This window comes from Brevundimonas sp. MF30-B (genome assembly GCF_004683885.1).
Taxonomy (GTDB): Bacteria; Pseudomonadota; Alphaproteobacteria; order Caulobacterales; family Caulobacteraceae; genus Brevundimonas.
The window spans coordinates 2,212,207-2,224,264 of record NZ_CP038440.1 but is presented as its reverse complement, the minus strand read 5'-3'; the positions used below and the strand labels follow the sequence as shown (position 1 = coordinate 2,224,264).

At 69.7% G+C, this 12,058-nt stretch carries 17 protein-coding genes; 13 read left to right on the top strand and 4 right to left on the bottom strand.

The genetic code is table 11. The features are described from left to right. Nucleotides 1-60 precede the first annotated feature (60 nt). Nucleotides 61-993 carry a nucleoside hydrolase gene (locus tag E4M01_RS11255; protein ID WP_135065144.1) on the top strand — a complete coding sequence of 311 codons (933 nt, stop codon included), beginning with the start codon at nt 61-63 and terminating at the stop codon, nt 991-993. Then, nucleotides 993-1,835: a ribokinase gene (locus E4M01_RS11250; protein ID WP_135064649.1), complete on the top strand. Its 843-nt coding sequence runs from the start codon at nt 993-995 to the stop codon at nt 1,833-1,835. Before E4M01_RS11255 ends, E4M01_RS11250 begins: the two co-directional genes overlap by 1 nt. Here the strand turns inward: E4M01_RS11250 and E4M01_RS11245 are convergent. Then, a complete protein-coding gene (locus E4M01_RS11245; RefSeq protein WP_135064651.1) occupies nt 1,832-2,962 on the bottom strand; it encodes a zinc-dependent alcohol dehydrogenase family protein in 1,131 nt (376 codons plus the stop codon). The genes E4M01_RS11250 and E4M01_RS11245 overlap by 4 nt on opposite strands. Before the next feature lie 105 nt (nt 2,963-3,067). Between E4M01_RS11245 and E4M01_RS11240 the strand changes: the two genes are divergently transcribed. Then, the gene (locus E4M01_RS11240; RefSeq protein ID WP_135064654.1) at nt 3,068-3,502 is read left to right on the top strand and encodes a thioesterase family protein; all 435 of its coding nucleotides are present in this window, start codon (nt 3,068-3,070) and stop codon (nt 3,500-3,502) included. Nucleotides 3,503-3,519: 17 nt separating this feature from the next. Here the strand turns inward: E4M01_RS11240 and E4M01_RS11235 are convergent, their stop codons facing one another. Next, nucleotides 3,520-3,708: a hypothetical protein gene (locus tag E4M01_RS11235; RefSeq protein WP_135064657.1), complete on the bottom strand. Its 189-nt coding sequence runs from the start codon at nt 3,706-3,708 to the stop codon at nt 3,520-3,522. 134 nt (nt 3,709-3,842) lie between these two features. Between E4M01_RS11235 and E4M01_RS11230 the strand changes: the two genes are divergently transcribed. Further along, complete coding sequence (locus E4M01_RS11230; RefSeq protein ID WP_135064660.1) at nt 3,843-4,616, top strand: YebC/PmpR family DNA-binding transcriptional regulator; 774 nt, start codon at nt 3,843-3,845, stop codon at nt 4,614-4,616. Here E4M01_RS11230 and E4M01_RS11225 read toward each other — a convergent pair whose 3' ends face one another. After that, entirely contained in the window at nt 4,617-5,264 is a 648-nt protein-coding gene (locus E4M01_RS11225; RefSeq protein WP_135064663.1) for a hypothetical protein, read from the bottom strand. It abuts the gene before it with no gap. 128 nt (nt 5,265-5,392) lie between these two features. Here E4M01_RS11225 and E4M01_RS11220 point away from each other — a divergent pair, with 128 nt between their 5' ends. From E4M01_RS11220 to ybgC, 9 genes are all read left to right on the top strand, one after another. Then, a complete protein-coding gene (locus tag E4M01_RS11220) occupies nt 5,393-5,911 on the top strand; it encodes a hemerythrin domain-containing protein (protein ID WP_135064666.1) in 519 nt (172 codons plus the stop codon). Next, complete coding sequence (locus E4M01_RS11215) at nt 5,904-6,104, top strand: hypothetical protein (RefSeq protein ID WP_135064669.1); 201 nt, start codon at nt 5,904-5,906, stop codon at nt 6,102-6,104. The genes E4M01_RS11220 and E4M01_RS11215 overlap by 8 nt, the downstream gene beginning before the upstream one ends. 4 nt (nt 6,105-6,108) lie before the next feature. Then, nucleotides 6,109-6,798 carry an MgtC/SapB family protein gene (locus E4M01_RS11210; protein ID WP_135064672.1) on the top strand — a complete coding sequence of 230 codons (690 nt, stop codon included), beginning with the start codon at nt 6,109-6,111 and terminating at the stop codon, nt 6,796-6,798. 79 nt (nt 6,799-6,877) lie between these two features. Beyond that, nucleotides 6,878-7,567 carry an MgtC/SapB family protein gene (locus E4M01_RS11205; protein ID WP_135064675.1) on the top strand — a complete coding sequence of 230 codons (690 nt, stop codon included), beginning with the start codon at nt 6,878-6,880 and terminating at the stop codon, nt 7,565-7,567. Between the two features lie 46 nt (nt 7,568-7,613). Next, nucleotides 7,614-8,123, top strand: a complete 510-nt coding sequence (ruvC, locus tag E4M01_RS11200) for a crossover junction endodeoxyribonuclease RuvC (protein WP_135064678.1) — start codon at nt 7,614-7,616, stop codon at nt 8,121-8,123. Further along, a complete protein-coding gene (ruvA, locus tag E4M01_RS11195; protein WP_135064681.1) occupies nt 8,120-8,737 on the top strand; it encodes a Holliday junction branch migration protein RuvA in 618 nt (205 codons plus the stop codon). The genes ruvC and ruvA overlap by 4 nt, the downstream gene beginning before the upstream one ends. Further along, the gene (ruvB, locus tag E4M01_RS11190; RefSeq protein ID WP_135064684.1) at nt 8,734-9,762 is read left to right on the top strand and encodes a Holliday junction branch migration DNA helicase RuvB; all 1,029 of its coding nucleotides are present in this window, start codon (nt 8,734-8,736) and stop codon (nt 9,760-9,762) included. Before ruvA ends, ruvB begins: the two co-directional genes overlap by 4 nt. Nucleotides 9,763-9,810: 48 nt before the next feature. Next, complete coding sequence (locus tag E4M01_RS11185; RefSeq protein ID WP_135064687.1) at nt 9,811-10,167, top strand: hypothetical protein; 357 nt, start codon at nt 9,811-9,813, stop codon at nt 10,165-10,167. Next, nucleotides 10,164-10,610 carry a tol-pal system-associated acyl-CoA thioesterase gene (gene ybgC / locus E4M01_RS11180; protein WP_135064690.1) on the top strand — a complete coding sequence of 149 codons (447 nt, stop codon included), beginning with the start codon at nt 10,164-10,166 and terminating at the stop codon, nt 10,608-10,610. Before E4M01_RS11185 ends, ybgC begins: the two co-directional genes overlap by 4 nt. Here the strand turns inward: ybgC and tldD are convergent, their stop codons facing one another. Further along, nucleotides 10,611-12,041, bottom strand: a complete 1,431-nt coding sequence (gene tldD, locus E4M01_RS11175; protein ID WP_135065147.1) for a metalloprotease TldD — start codon at nt 12,039-12,041, stop codon at nt 10,611-10,613. Between the last annotated feature and the right edge of the window lie 17 nt (nt 12,042-12,058).

Genomic DNA, 12,058 nt, shown 5'->3' with positions numbered 1-12,058 from the left:
GCGATGTCGGGGCAATGGCGCGCACTTGCCCTGAAGCCCGACGCCCGCCAAACCGGCGGGGTGAAGAAGCAAAGCCTGATCATCGACTGCGACCCCGGCGTGGACGACGCCGTGGGTCTGTTCCTGGCCTTCGGCTCGCCTGAGCTGGACCTGTTGGCCGTCACCGCCGTGGGGGGCAATGTCCCCGTCTCGCGCACTGGCCGAAACGCCCGCATCCTGCGCCAGATCGCCGGGCGCGAGGACGTGCCGGTCTTTCTGGGCGCCGACCGGCCCCTGGTGCGCGAACCCGCCGGAGCAGGGGAGTTTCACGGCGCCGAGGGCCTGGGCGACCTCACCCCCTTCGAGCCGCCGTTTCCGGCCACGCCCGGCCACGCGGCCGAGGCCATCGTCGACATCGTCATGGGGCGCCCAGAAGGCTCGGTGGCGCTGGCCATGATGGGCCCGCTGACGAACCTTGCGCTGGCTCTGCGTCGCGAGCCTCGGCTGGCGGCCCGCCTTGGTCCCGTCTCGGTCATGGGCGGCGCGCGCAGCGAGGGCGGCAACATCACCGCCTCGGCCGAGTTCAACATCTGGGCTGACCCCGACGCGGCGGCCGAGGTCTTCGCCTCGGACCTGAACCTGACCGTCTTCGGTCTGGACGCCACCCACCAGGTGCGCGCCACCGACGCCCGCATCGCCCGAATCGAGGCCATCGACACGCCCCAGGCCCAGGCCGCGGCCTCCATGATGCGCTTCTCCCAGCGGGTCGAGCGCGAGATTGTCGGCTGGGACGCCCCGCCGGTCCATGACCCGGTCACCGTGGCCTGGTTCCTGAAGCCGGATCTGTTCGAGGTCCGGCCGTGTCATATTCAGATCGAGACAGCGTCCGATCTGACGCGCGGCCATACGGCGGTCGAGTTCCGGGGCGTCGATCCCGCGACCGCGCGCCATCACTGGGCTGTGGCGGCCGACGCCGACGGTCTGTTCGACCTGCTGGCCGAGCGGGTGGCCTGATGCGCATCACCGTCGTCGGCTCGATCAACCTGGACCTGGTCGCTACAGCGCCCAGCCTGCCACGCGTAGGCGAGACCGTGACCGGTGCCACCCTGGCTCGCCACCCGGGCGGCAAGGGCGCCAATCAGGCCCTGGCGGCCGAGAAGCTGGGGGCCGAGGTCTGCCTGATCGGCCGCGTCGGCGCCGACGGCATGGCCGCCGAGGCTCTGGCGCTGATGGAGGAATTCGGCGTCGATCTGGCGGGGGTCGAAACCGATGTGGCGGCCCCCACGGGCGTCGCCCTGATCACGGTCGATCCGACCGGCGAGAACCAGATCACGGTCGCGGCCGGGGCCAACCACCTCGTCACGCCCGAGCAACTGCCCCAGCGCATCGAAGGGCCCCTGATCGTCCAGCTGGAGTTGCCGCTCGACACCGTCGAGGCCGCCGTGGGGCGCGCGACCGACTTCGTCTGCGCCAACCTGGCCCCCGCCGCCCCGGTGTCCGAGCACCTGCTGCGCCGGGCCGACCTGATCGTGGTCAACGAGACCGAGGCCGAGTTCTACGGCGACGCTCTGCATCGCGGCGGCGGACGGGTCGTGGTCACGCGCGGGGCCAAGGGCGCGGCCATGTATCAGCGCGGCGTCGAAATGGCGTGGGCCACGCCGCCCCAGGTCGAGGCCGTGGACGCCACCGGCGCCGGCGACGCCTTCGTGGCCGCCATCACCGTGGCTCTGCTGGATGGAATGGCGCCAGACCAGGCCCTGCGCTTCGCCTGTGCCGCCGGCGCGCTGGCCGCCACCCGCCCCGGCGCCCAACCTTCGCTGGGCACGCGCGAAGAGGTCGAGGCGTTGCTGGGCTAGAGCCGGACCACCAGCCGCGCCACCTCGCCCGCGTGCAGGCGGTCGAAGCCCGCGTTGATGTCTTCCAGGCCGATGACGCCGGACAGCAGCCGGTCCACCGGCAGGCGGCGGTCGCTGTACAGGGCAACGTAGCGGGGGATGTCGCGGCTGGGCACGCAGGTTCCGATGTAGGAGCCCTTCAGCGTTCGCTCTTCGCCGACCAGGTTCACGATGTTGACCGCCAGGGCCGCGTCGGGCGGCGGCAGGCCGGCGGTGACGGTGGTCCCGCCGCGCCGGGTCATTTTCCAGGCGGCCTCCAGCGCGCGAACCGAACCGGCCATCTCCAGCGCCACGTCCGCTCCGCCGTTCGTCAGGGCGCGGACCTGCTCGACAGCGTCGGGGACCGAGGCGTCGACTGTGGCCACGGCGCCGAACGAGGCCGCCAACGCCAGCTTGTCAGGGTTCAGATCGACCGCGACGACGGGCGAGGCCCCTGCGGCCAGCGCCCCCAGCACGCTGGCCAGGCCGACCCCGCCCAGGCCGACCACGACCACGGACTGGCCCGGCCGCACGCCGGCGGTGTTCACCACGGCGCCGACGCCCGTCAGCACAGCGCAGCCGAACAAGGCGGCGATCTCGAACGGCAGGTCGGGATCGATCTTCACCAGCGACCGGCGCGACACCACGGCCCGGTCCGCAAAGGCCGAGCAGCCCAGGTGGTGGTTCAGCGGCGCCCTCTCCGCGTCATGCAGCGCCCGACGGCCGGTCAGCAGTTCGCCTCTGCCGTTCGCCGCCGCGCCGGGCTCGCACAGGGCCGGCCGACCGCCGGCGCAGGGGTCGCAGTGGCCGCACGACGGCATGAACACCATGGCCACGTGGTCGCCGATCATCAGGTCGTTCACGCCCTCGCCCAACGCCTCGACCACCCCGGCCGCCTCGTGGCCGAGCGCCATCGGCAGGGGACGGGGGCGGTCGCCGTTGATGACGCTGAGGTCGGAATGGCACAGGCCGGCCGCCTTGATCGCGACCAGCACTTCGCCGGGGCCGGGCGGGTCCAGCATGACCGTCTCGATCGTCAGCGGGCGGCTGTCGGCGTAGGGGCGGGCGGCGCCCATGGCGCGGAGCACGGCGGCGCGGGTCTGGATCATGGCGGGGCCTCCTGACCTCACGCTAGGCGCTTGACGCCGCGTCGGCCAAGCCTGACGGTCGGCCCTGGAAGAGCGGCGATCAAGCCGACGCCTTGGGAAGAAACAATGCCGAAGAGAGACGAGGGCGCTCTGGCCGAGCGGGCCACCTACAAGGCCTTTCACATGGTCTCGACCCGCTGGGCCGACAACGACCAGTACGGCCACATCAACAACGCCAAGTTCTACGAGTTCGTTGATTCGGCGGTGAACGCGCACCTGCTGATCGCGGGGGCTCTGGACGAGTCGATCGGCTTGGTGGTGGATTCGGGCTGCCGCTATACCTCGTCGCTGAAATTCCCAGATGTGATCGAGGTCGGCATCAAGGTCGACCGGATCGGAACATCCAGCGTCAGCTACGGCTTCGCCGTCTTCAAGCGCAGCGCCAGCGCGCCGGCCGCCATCGGCCATTTCGTCCACGTCTATGTCGACGCCGAGACGCGCCGACCCAAGCCTCTGCCGGCCAAGCTGCGGGCGGTGGTGGAGAACCTGAAGGCGGACTAGCCGCCTTCAAAATCTCGTCAGTCGTCGAAGTGGCCCAGCAGGGCCAGGGCGCCCACGGCCGTCAGCACGCCGAAGGTGAAGGCGGCGACGATGGAGCCGGTGGCCACCGCCGTCGAGACGGTGACGGGCTTGGCCTCGTACCATTCGACGATGTCGGCTTCCTCATAGTCGTCGTAGTCGTCGATCAGAGCTTCTTCGGCGCCCATGGCGGCCTCCCTTCGCGTGGTCCTGTAGCGACGTAATCCGTCGCCGTGGCGGCGGTTCCGGTCGGCGTCGTGACACGATGCCGCCCATCCGCTAGGGAGCGCCTCACAAGTTTCAGACTGCTGAAGACGATCCCATGGCCGGCCATTCCAAGTTCAAGAACATCATGCACCGCAAGGGGCGCGCCGATGCGCAGCGCTCCAAGCTGTTCTCCAAGCTGTCGCGCGACATCACCGTGGCGGCCAAGTCCGGCATGCCCGATCCGGCCCTGAACCCCCGCCTGCGCCTGGCGGTGAACAACGCCAAGGCGGAAAGCCTGCCCAAGGACGTGATCCAGCGCGCCATCAACAAGGCGTCGGGCGGCGACGTCGATACGATGGAGGAGATCCGCTACGAGGGCCGCGGGCCCGGCGGCGTGGGCATCATCGTCGAGGCCCTGACCGACAACCGCAACCGTGCGGGCTCCAACATTCGCGCCGCCTTCTCGAAGAACGGCGGGGCGCTGGGCGAGATGAACTCGGTCGCCTTCATGTGGGATAAGGTCGGCAAGATCACCTACGCCGCCGAGGCCGGCAGCGAGGACGCCGTCATGGAGGCCGCCATCGAGGCGGGCGCCCAGGACGTCGAGAGCGACCTGGTCAAGCCCGACATCTACGAGGACGCGCCGGGCCACACCATCTGGACCGCTTTCGAGGACCTGAACGAGGTCGCCGACGCCATGTCCAAGGTGCTGGGCGATCCCAAGTCCACCGCCATCGTGTGGAAGCCTCAGTCGGAAGTGCCGGTCACCGGCGACGCGGTCGGCACGCTGTTCAAGCTGCTGGACGCGCTGGATGCTGAAGACGACGTCTCGGCCGTCTATTCCAACGAGGACATCTCCGACGAGGACGCGGCGAAGTACGCGGGCTGATCAGCCGCAGTCGGGCCGCCACTCCACGTCTGGATCGGCCTGCAGCTGCGTTAGGGTGGGGATGACCCGGTCGGCGCGCGCCGAAACCGAATAGCTTGAGAAGGCCGACGCCGTCGGGGCTTCGCGCGAATAGACCGTCAGGGCGAAGGGCGCGTGGCCCGTCAGGTCCACGCGATAGACGTGGGTCTGCTCTCCAAAGCCGAAGCCGTAGCAGCCGATGCGCGTCAACTGCGCGCCGCGCACGCGCAAGGCCGACGGCACATCGAACGGCGACGGCTCGCCCTGCGCCTGCCACGCCAGATTGAGCGCAAGGTCAGGGTCGTCCACGCTGGCGACGAACGGGCCGAGGCGGCCCTCCGGTCCGGACCAGTTCACGGGCGTCGCGCGCGCGCGGATCTCGGCGGCGGTTCGGGGAGACGTTGATCCTTCCCTGAAAAGCGAGAGCAGGGCGTCCACGGCGGGATTGGACCGCATGGCGGCCGTCCAGCGATCGCCGCATTCCTGATCGGCCCAGGCTGCGCCTTGAGGGTTGGCCGCGACTACTTCGGAACGGCAGGTTTCTAGGAAGCGGGAACGCACGTCCTGACTCGCGACTGGCGACGCCAACCCGACGGTCAGGATCAGGGAAACGCAGAGAGACGCACGCATGACTGGGCCTCTTTCGCAGATCGATGATCGCTCAGATTGCCCCGATGCGACCCCGACGACAAGCCGGCGCCCGGAACCGCTCGAAGCGCCGGGGGTTCAAGCGTGGCGTTAAACTGAAGGGGCGCTCCATGGACATCTGCCAGCTGATTCTCGACGACCATGCCGAGCAGAGACGGCTGTTCTCGATCATCGAGCAGATCGATCCCAAGGATACAGATGCCCTGACCAAGGTCTGGGGGCGGCTGTCGGCCTTTCTGGACGCGCACGCCGAGGCCGAGGAGCGGTTCTTCTATCCCGAACTGCTCAAGCTGGGCGAGGGCGCCAATGACGCCGAGGACGGCACGGTCGAGGGCGAAACCGAAGACGCCATCGAGGACCATAACAAGCTGCGCGACGCCGTGAAGGCGGTTGAAAAGCACCAGGTTGGCACCCAGGCCTGGCTGGACGCGGTCGGCGAGGCCAATGTCGTCAACTCCAAGCACATGGGCGAGGAGGAGCGGCAGGGCCTGACCGATTTCCGCATCAACGCCTCGCTGGACACGCGCCACGAGCTGGCGGTCAAGTACGCCGCCTTCGAGGCTGAGCACATCACGGGCGTCAAGCCCGTGAACAAGGATCCTGAAACCTACATAGAGAAACATGGCTGAGCCTGAACCCGATCCTGATGTCCGCGTCGCCTTGCCCGGCGACGACGCCCCGCCGCTGACGGGTGGACCGTGGCGCAGGGTGAAGCTCGTGGCGTGGATCGCTGCTGGAGCGCTTCTGCTTGGCTTGGCGGCGGCGGGTGCAGGCGTGGTGGGATTGATGATCGACCGCGCAGCCGCCTCCACCGTCGTCTGAGGCTATGGACTGGCCCTTCACCCTGTCGGCCCTTGCGGCCTCGGTCGTTGCCGGGGGGCTGATCGGCTTCGAGCGCGAATGGCGCGGGCGGGCGGCGGGTTTCCGCACGCATATTCTGGTCTGCTTGGCCTCGGCTCTGCTGATGCTGGCGGCCATGTCACAGGGCGACTGGGCGTTCCGGGCCCTGCCGGACGAGAATATTGTCACCGATCCCACCCGCATGGCGCACGGGGTGCTGACGGGCATCGGCTTTCTATGCGCCGGCGTCATCTTCCGCTCGGGCTTCTCGATCCACGGGCTGACGACGGCGGCGTCGCTGTGGATCACCTCGGCGCTCGGCATTCTGTTCGGTGCGGGACTTTTCTCGCTGGGAGCGGTCGGAACGGCGGTGACCGCTCTGATCCTAGTCGCGCTGCGACTGGTCAGTAACGGCGTGCCGTCACGGGTTCTGACCGATGTGGCGGTGAGCTGGCGGCGTGAGGGTCCTTCTCCCCAGGCCGAAGTCGAGGCGGCTCTGGCCCGGCACGGTTCGGAGGTGCGCCACGATCGCATCGAACTGGCTGAGGGCGGCGCCGTGATCCGCCGCACCTGGCGCATGAAGGTGCATGGCGAAACCGAGCTGAAAGCCCTGGCCGACAGCCTGGGCGGCATCGGCGGGGTCTGTGACTTCGTGCTGGATCCGCGCGACGACTGAGGCCGCTTGCGGGCCGCCGCGACGCGGTCCAGCATCCCCGGTTCGACCGTCCGCAGAGGCGGTGTCGGGGAGAGACACGATGATCGACTTGGCGCTGGCTTGGCCCGTGGCGGCGGCGATGACCGCAGGCGGGTTGATCGGGGTGGAGCGCACCTATCACGGCCATCCGGCGGGGTTCCGCACTCACATCCTGGTGTGCATGACCTCGTGCGTGCTGATGCTGGCGGCCATGCATCAGGCGACCTGGAGCTTCGTCGGCTTGCCGGGCCAGAACCTGGTCATCGACCCCACGCGGATGTCGCATGGCATACTGACCGGCATCGGCTTCCTCTGCGCCGGGGTGATCTTCCGCGAGGGCTTTTCGGTCCACGGCCTGACAACGGCGGCGTCGCTGTGGACCACATCGGCCATCGGCATGATGTTCGGCGTGGGCATGCTGGACCTGGCGTTGACGGCGGCGGGGGCGACGCTGCTGGTGCTGGCCGTGTTGCGCTTCCTGGATGCGCGCCTGCCGCACGTGGGCGTGCTGGACGTCACCCTGCGCTGGACCGGGGGGGAGGCGCCCTGCGAAACCACTCTTCGGCGTCTGCTGTCCGAGAACGGACTCAAGGCCCTGCGCATCGGCCACGTCCTCAGCCCTGACGGCGCGGTGCACGAGCATCACATCAAGGCGAGGGGGCCGGTCCCGCTGAACGTGGACGATCTCGTGAAGCAGCTGGCGGGGCGCGAGGGGCTGGCGGGCTTTTCGGTGATGCCGCGTGACGACTAGGTGTTGGTTAGTTGTTCATAAACGCCGAGTCGGGCATGAGGAACGGATGGCGAACGAAACGATCCGCATCCTGGGCCTGGACCCGGGCCTGCGCCGCACCGGCTGGGGCGTGATCGCCTGCGAGGGCTCGCGGCTGCGCTGGATCGCGCACGGAGTGGTCGCGCCGTTCGGCAAGGCGCCCTTCGCCGAACGGTTGCTGCATCTGATGGAGTCGCTGTCGACGATCTGCGCCGATCACGCCTGCGACGAGGCGGCGGTCGAGGAGGTGTTCGTCAACATGAACCCGTCTTCGACGCTGAAGCTGGGTCATGCGCGCGCCGCCGTCATGTTGGCGCCCGCGCGGCGCGGCCTGTCGGTGGCGGAATATGCGCCCAACCTGATCAAGAAGGCTGTGGTTGGGGCGGGCCACGCCGACAAGAGCCAGATCGCCTTCATGGTGAAGCGTCTGCTGCCCGCCGCCGGCGATGTGACGGCCGACGCCGCCGATGCCCTGGCCGTGGCCATCACCCATGCGCAGATGCGCAAACGCGCCCTGCTGGCGGGAGCTGCGGCATGATCGGCCGGCTGCGCGGCACGGTGGTCGAAGTCGAAGAAGGCCACTGCCTGATCGACTGCGGCGGCGTGGGTTACGTCGTCATGTGCGGCGCGCGCACCCTGGGCCGGCTGCCGGCGCCGGGCGACGAGGCCATCCTGCACGTCGAAAGCGCCTGGTCGGCCGAGAACGGGCCGAGGCTCTATGGCTTCCTGGAACGCGGCGAGCGTCGCGCCTTCGTCACCCTGACGGGCGTGCAGGGCGTGGGCCCCAAGGCGGCGCTGTCGGTTCTGGACGTGCTGCCGCCGGGCGAACTGGCCGGCGCGGTGGCGCGCGAGGACAAGGCGGCGGTCGGCCGCGCCAATGGCGTCGGCCCGAAACTGGCCCTGCGCATCGTCACCGAGCTGAAGGGCAAGCCGCTGGGCGATGTGTCGTTCACCCCGTCCGCGCCGGGCGTTCACGCCGAGCTGACGGCGCCCGCGCCCAGCCTGACCGGTGAGGCGGTGGCCGCCCTGCTGGGCCTGGGCATCGCCGAGGTCAATGCGCGCCGCGGCGTCGATCACGCCCTGATGCGCCTGGGTGAAGACGCCGAACTTTCCGCCGTCATCCGCGCCGCCCTGCAGGAGCTGGGCCGGTGAGCGACGATCGAATCATCTCGCCGGCACCGGCTCCCGGCGAAACCTATGACCGCGCCCTGCGGCCCCAGACGCTGGGCGAATTCGTCGGCCAGTCGCAGGCCAAGGGCAATCTGAAGGTCTTTATTGACGCCGCGCGCGGCCGAGCCGAGGCGCTGGACCATGTGCTGCTGTTCGGCCCGCCGGGCCTGGGCAAGACGACGCTGGCGCAGATCGTGGCGCGGGAGTTGGGCGTGGGGTTTCGGGCCACCTCCGGGCCGATCCTGGCCAAGGCCGGGGACCTGGCGGCGATCCTGACCAACCTGGAGCCGCGCGACGTCCTTTTCATCGACGAGATCCACCGCCTGAACCCGGCGGTGGAGGAGATCCTGTACCCGGCGATGGAAGACCATGTGCTGGACCTGATCATCGGCGAGGGGCCGTCGGCGCGCAGCGTGCGTATCGATCTGGCGCCCTTCACCCTGGTCGGGGCGACGACGCGGGCCGGGCTGTTGGCCACGCCGCTGAGGGATCGCTTCGGCATTCCGCTGAGGCTGGAGTTCTACACCGCCGAAGAGCTGACGGCCGTGATCCGAGGGGCGGCCCGCAAGATGGGCGCGCCGATCAGCGAGGACGGGGCTCTGGAGATCGCCCGGCGGTCGCGGGGCACGCCGCGTGTCGCGGGCCGGCTGCTGCGGCGGGTGCGAGACTTCGCCGCCGCCGATGGGGCCGACACGATCGATCATCTGGCCGCCGCCCGGGCCCTCGCCCGGCTGCAGGTGGACGAGGCGGGGCTGGATTCGCTGGACCGCCGCTTCCTGAAGGCGCTCATCGAGAATTACGGCGGCGGGCCGGTCGGCATGGACACCCTGGCCGCCGCCATCGCCGAGGCGCGCGACGCGGTCGAGGACGTGATCGAGCCCTATCTGCTGCAGCAGGGCTTCATCCAGCGCACGCCGAGGGGTCGGATGGCCTGCGCGCGGGCCTATGAGCACCTGGGCCTGACCGCACCCAAGGCGCCGCCTGCCGTCGGCGACCTGTTCGACTGAGCCATTTCGCGGGTTCACCCGGCGGCCGAAGCGGGACATTCTGTTGCGATGCAGAGGCGCATCCGCACAGATCGACTGATCGCGGTGCTCGGAGCGGCCGTGGTCGTTCTGGGCCTGATCGTCCTGTGGCGCGTGACCGGCGGCGGTCAGCCCAGGCCCGAGGCGGCGGGCGCCCGCGCCGAACGCCAGATTCACGCCGAGCGCGGCGCGGCCTGGGAGGTGCGCTTCCTTCAGGATGGACAAGGGCGGGTGGTCTGCGGCTACGCGGGACCGCCGGGCGGCGGAGCCGTCGCCTTCGTGTCGCGGCCGCAGCGCATCCTGTTCGGCGACGACCCGCTGCCGGCCGAATTCGCCGAGACGAGAGACCGCTTTTGCCCCGACTTTCCCAAGCGAACGACCCGATGAACGACGAGCCGACAGCGGGCCGGTTTGAAGGCCGCGAACACCGGCTGCCGGTGCGCGTCTATTACGAGGACACGGATTTCACGGGCCTGGTCTACCACGCCAACTATGTGCGCTATTTCGAACGCGGGCGGTCCGACTTCCTGCGCATGGCGGGCCTGGGGCACGCCGAGCTTCTGGACGCCCAGCCGCCGCTGGCCTTCGTCGTGGCGGAGATGAAGCTGCAGTTCGTCAAGCCGGCGCGCATCGACGACGCTCTGGTGGTGCGCACCACCTATGACGCGGTGAAGGGGCCCCGGCTGATGATCAGCCAGACCATCACGCGCGGCGACGAGGTGCTGTGCCGGGCCGAAGTGACGGCGGTGTGCATCCACCTGGACGGCCGCCCGCGCCGGCCGACGCCGGAACTGGTGGCCAAGGTCAGGCCCTGGCTGATCGAGGCCTGATCAGACGGCGGTGCCGCCGACGGTCAGGCCGCCGATCTTGAGGCTGGGCTGGCCGATGCCGACGGGCACGCCCTGGCCGGCCTTGCCGCAGACGCCCACGCCCGGATCGAAGGCGAAGTCGTCGCCGATCATCTCGATGCGCGTCAGGGCCGTGGCGCCGTCTCCGATCAGGGTGGCGCCGCGCACCGGAGCAGTGATCCGGCCGTCCTCGATCAGATAGGCCTCGGTGCACTGGAAGACGAACTTGCCGTTGGTGATGTCCACCTGGCCGCCGCCGAAGTTAGCGGCGTAGAGGCCGCGCTTGGTCGAGGCGATCATGTCGGCCTGAGTGTCCTTGCCGCCTTCCATGAAGGTGTTGGTCATGCGCGGCATGGGCATATGGGCGAAGGACTGGCGCCGGCCGTTGCCGGTGGCGCGCGTGTTCAACTGACGCGCCGAAAGCCGGTCGTGCATCAGGCCGACCATGATGCCGTCCTCGATCAGCACGGTGCGCGAAGTCGGCGTGCCTTCGTCATCCACGGACAGGGAGCCGCGACGGCCGGCGATGGAGCCGTCGTCCACCACGGTCACGCCGGGCGCGGCGACGCGCTTGCCCATCATGCCGTTGAACACCGACGAGCCCTTGCGGTGGAAGTCGCCCTCGAAGCCGTGGCCGACCGCTTCGTGCAGCAGCACGCCTGGCCAGCCGGCGCCCAGGACCACGTCCATCTCCCCGGCGGGGCAGTCGACGGCGTCGAGATTGACGAGCGCCTGACGCAGGGCCTCGTCGACCTGGGCCTGCCAGCGCTGAGGCGCGACCCATTCCTCGAAGCCCGCGCGGCCGCCGGCGCCCGACGAGGCGGTCTCGCGCCGGCCGTTCTGCTCGACGGTGACCGACACGTTCAGCCGCACCAGGGGCCGGATGTCGCGCACGGCGCGGTCGTCGGCCCGCAGGATCTCGATATGGCGGCGCTCGCCGACCAGGGACGCCGAGACCTGAACCACGCGGGGATCGCGGGCGCGGGCGAAGGCGTCGATCTCGGCCAGCAGGGCGATCTTGTCGGAGAAGGCGGGCGAGGCGAGGGGATCGATCTCGCCATAAAGCTTCTGATTGGTGGCCAGCGGACCTTCGGCGACGCGGGCGGCGTGGCCGGCCTTGGCCAGGGCTGCGCTGTCCGCGGCGCGGCCGAGCGCGGCGACGGAGATCTCGTTGGCGTGGGCGTAGCCGGCGGTTTCGCCCGCAACCACCCGCAGGCCGAAGCCCTCGGTCGCGTCATAGGCTGCGGCCTTGAGCCGGCCGTCGTCCAACACCAGCGATTCGCTCTCGGACTTCTCCAGGAACAGTTCGCCATCGTCGGCGCCTTTAAGGGCCGAGGACAGGATGGCGCGGGCCTCTTCGGGGTCGACCCCGGCGGTTTCGAGGATGGCGGGATCGAGGGCGGTGGTGCTCATGACCGACAGATAGGGGC

Bases quoted from the DNA above. Each gene is read 5' to 3' on its own strand.
- E4M01_RS11185 (WP_135064687.1), top strand. From the start codon at position 9,811: ATGCAGAGGCGCATCCGCACAGATCGACTGATCGCGGTGCTCGGAGCG.
- ruvC (WP_135064678.1), top strand. From the start codon at position 7,614: ATGGCGAACGAAACGATCCGCATCCTGGGCCTGGACCCGGGCCTGCGC.
- E4M01_RS11235 (WP_135064657.1), bottom strand. From the start codon at position 3,708: ATGGGCGCCGAAGAAGCTCTGATCGACGACTACGACGACTATGAGGAA.
- E4M01_RS11210 (WP_135064672.1), top strand. From the start codon at position 6,109: ATGGACTGGCCCTTCACCCTGTCGGCCCTTGCGGCCTCGGTCGTTGCC.
- E4M01_RS11240 (WP_135064654.1), top strand. From the start codon at position 3,068: ATGCCGAAGAGAGACGAGGGCGCTCTGGCCGAGCGGGCCACCTACAAG.
- E4M01_RS11215 (WP_135064669.1), top strand. From the start codon at position 5,904: ATGGCTGAGCCTGAACCCGATCCTGATGTCCGCGTCGCCTTGCCCGGC.
- E4M01_RS11230 (WP_135064660.1), top strand. From the start codon at position 3,843: ATGGCCGGCCATTCCAAGTTCAAGAACATCATGCACCGCAAGGGGCGC.
- E4M01_RS11250 (WP_135064649.1), top strand. From the start codon at position 993: ATGCGCATCACCGTCGTCGGCTCGATCAACCTGGACCTGGTCGCTACA.
- E4M01_RS11245 (WP_135064651.1), bottom strand. From the start codon at position 2,962: ATGATCCAGACCCGCGCCGCCGTGCTCCGCGCCATGGGCGCCGCCCGC.
- E4M01_RS11205 (WP_135064675.1), top strand. From the start codon at position 6,878: ATGATCGACTTGGCGCTGGCTTGGCCCGTGGCGGCGGCGATGACCGCA.
- E4M01_RS11220 (WP_135064666.1), top strand. From the start codon at position 5,393: ATGGACATCTGCCAGCTGATTCTCGACGACCATGCCGAGCAGAGACGG.
- ybgC (WP_135064690.1), top strand. From the start codon at position 10,164: ATGAACGACGAGCCGACAGCGGGCCGGTTTGAAGGCCGCGAACACCGG.
- tldD (WP_135065147.1), bottom strand. From the start codon at position 12,041: ATGAGCACCACCGCCCTCGATCCCGCCATCCTCGAAACCGCCGGGGTC.
- E4M01_RS11225 (WP_135064663.1), bottom strand. From the start codon at position 5,264: ATGCGTGCGTCTCTCTGCGTTTCCCTGATCCTGACCGTCGGGTTGGCG.
- ruvA (WP_135064681.1), top strand. From the start codon at position 8,120: ATGATCGGCCGGCTGCGCGGCACGGTGGTCGAAGTCGAAGAAGGCCAC.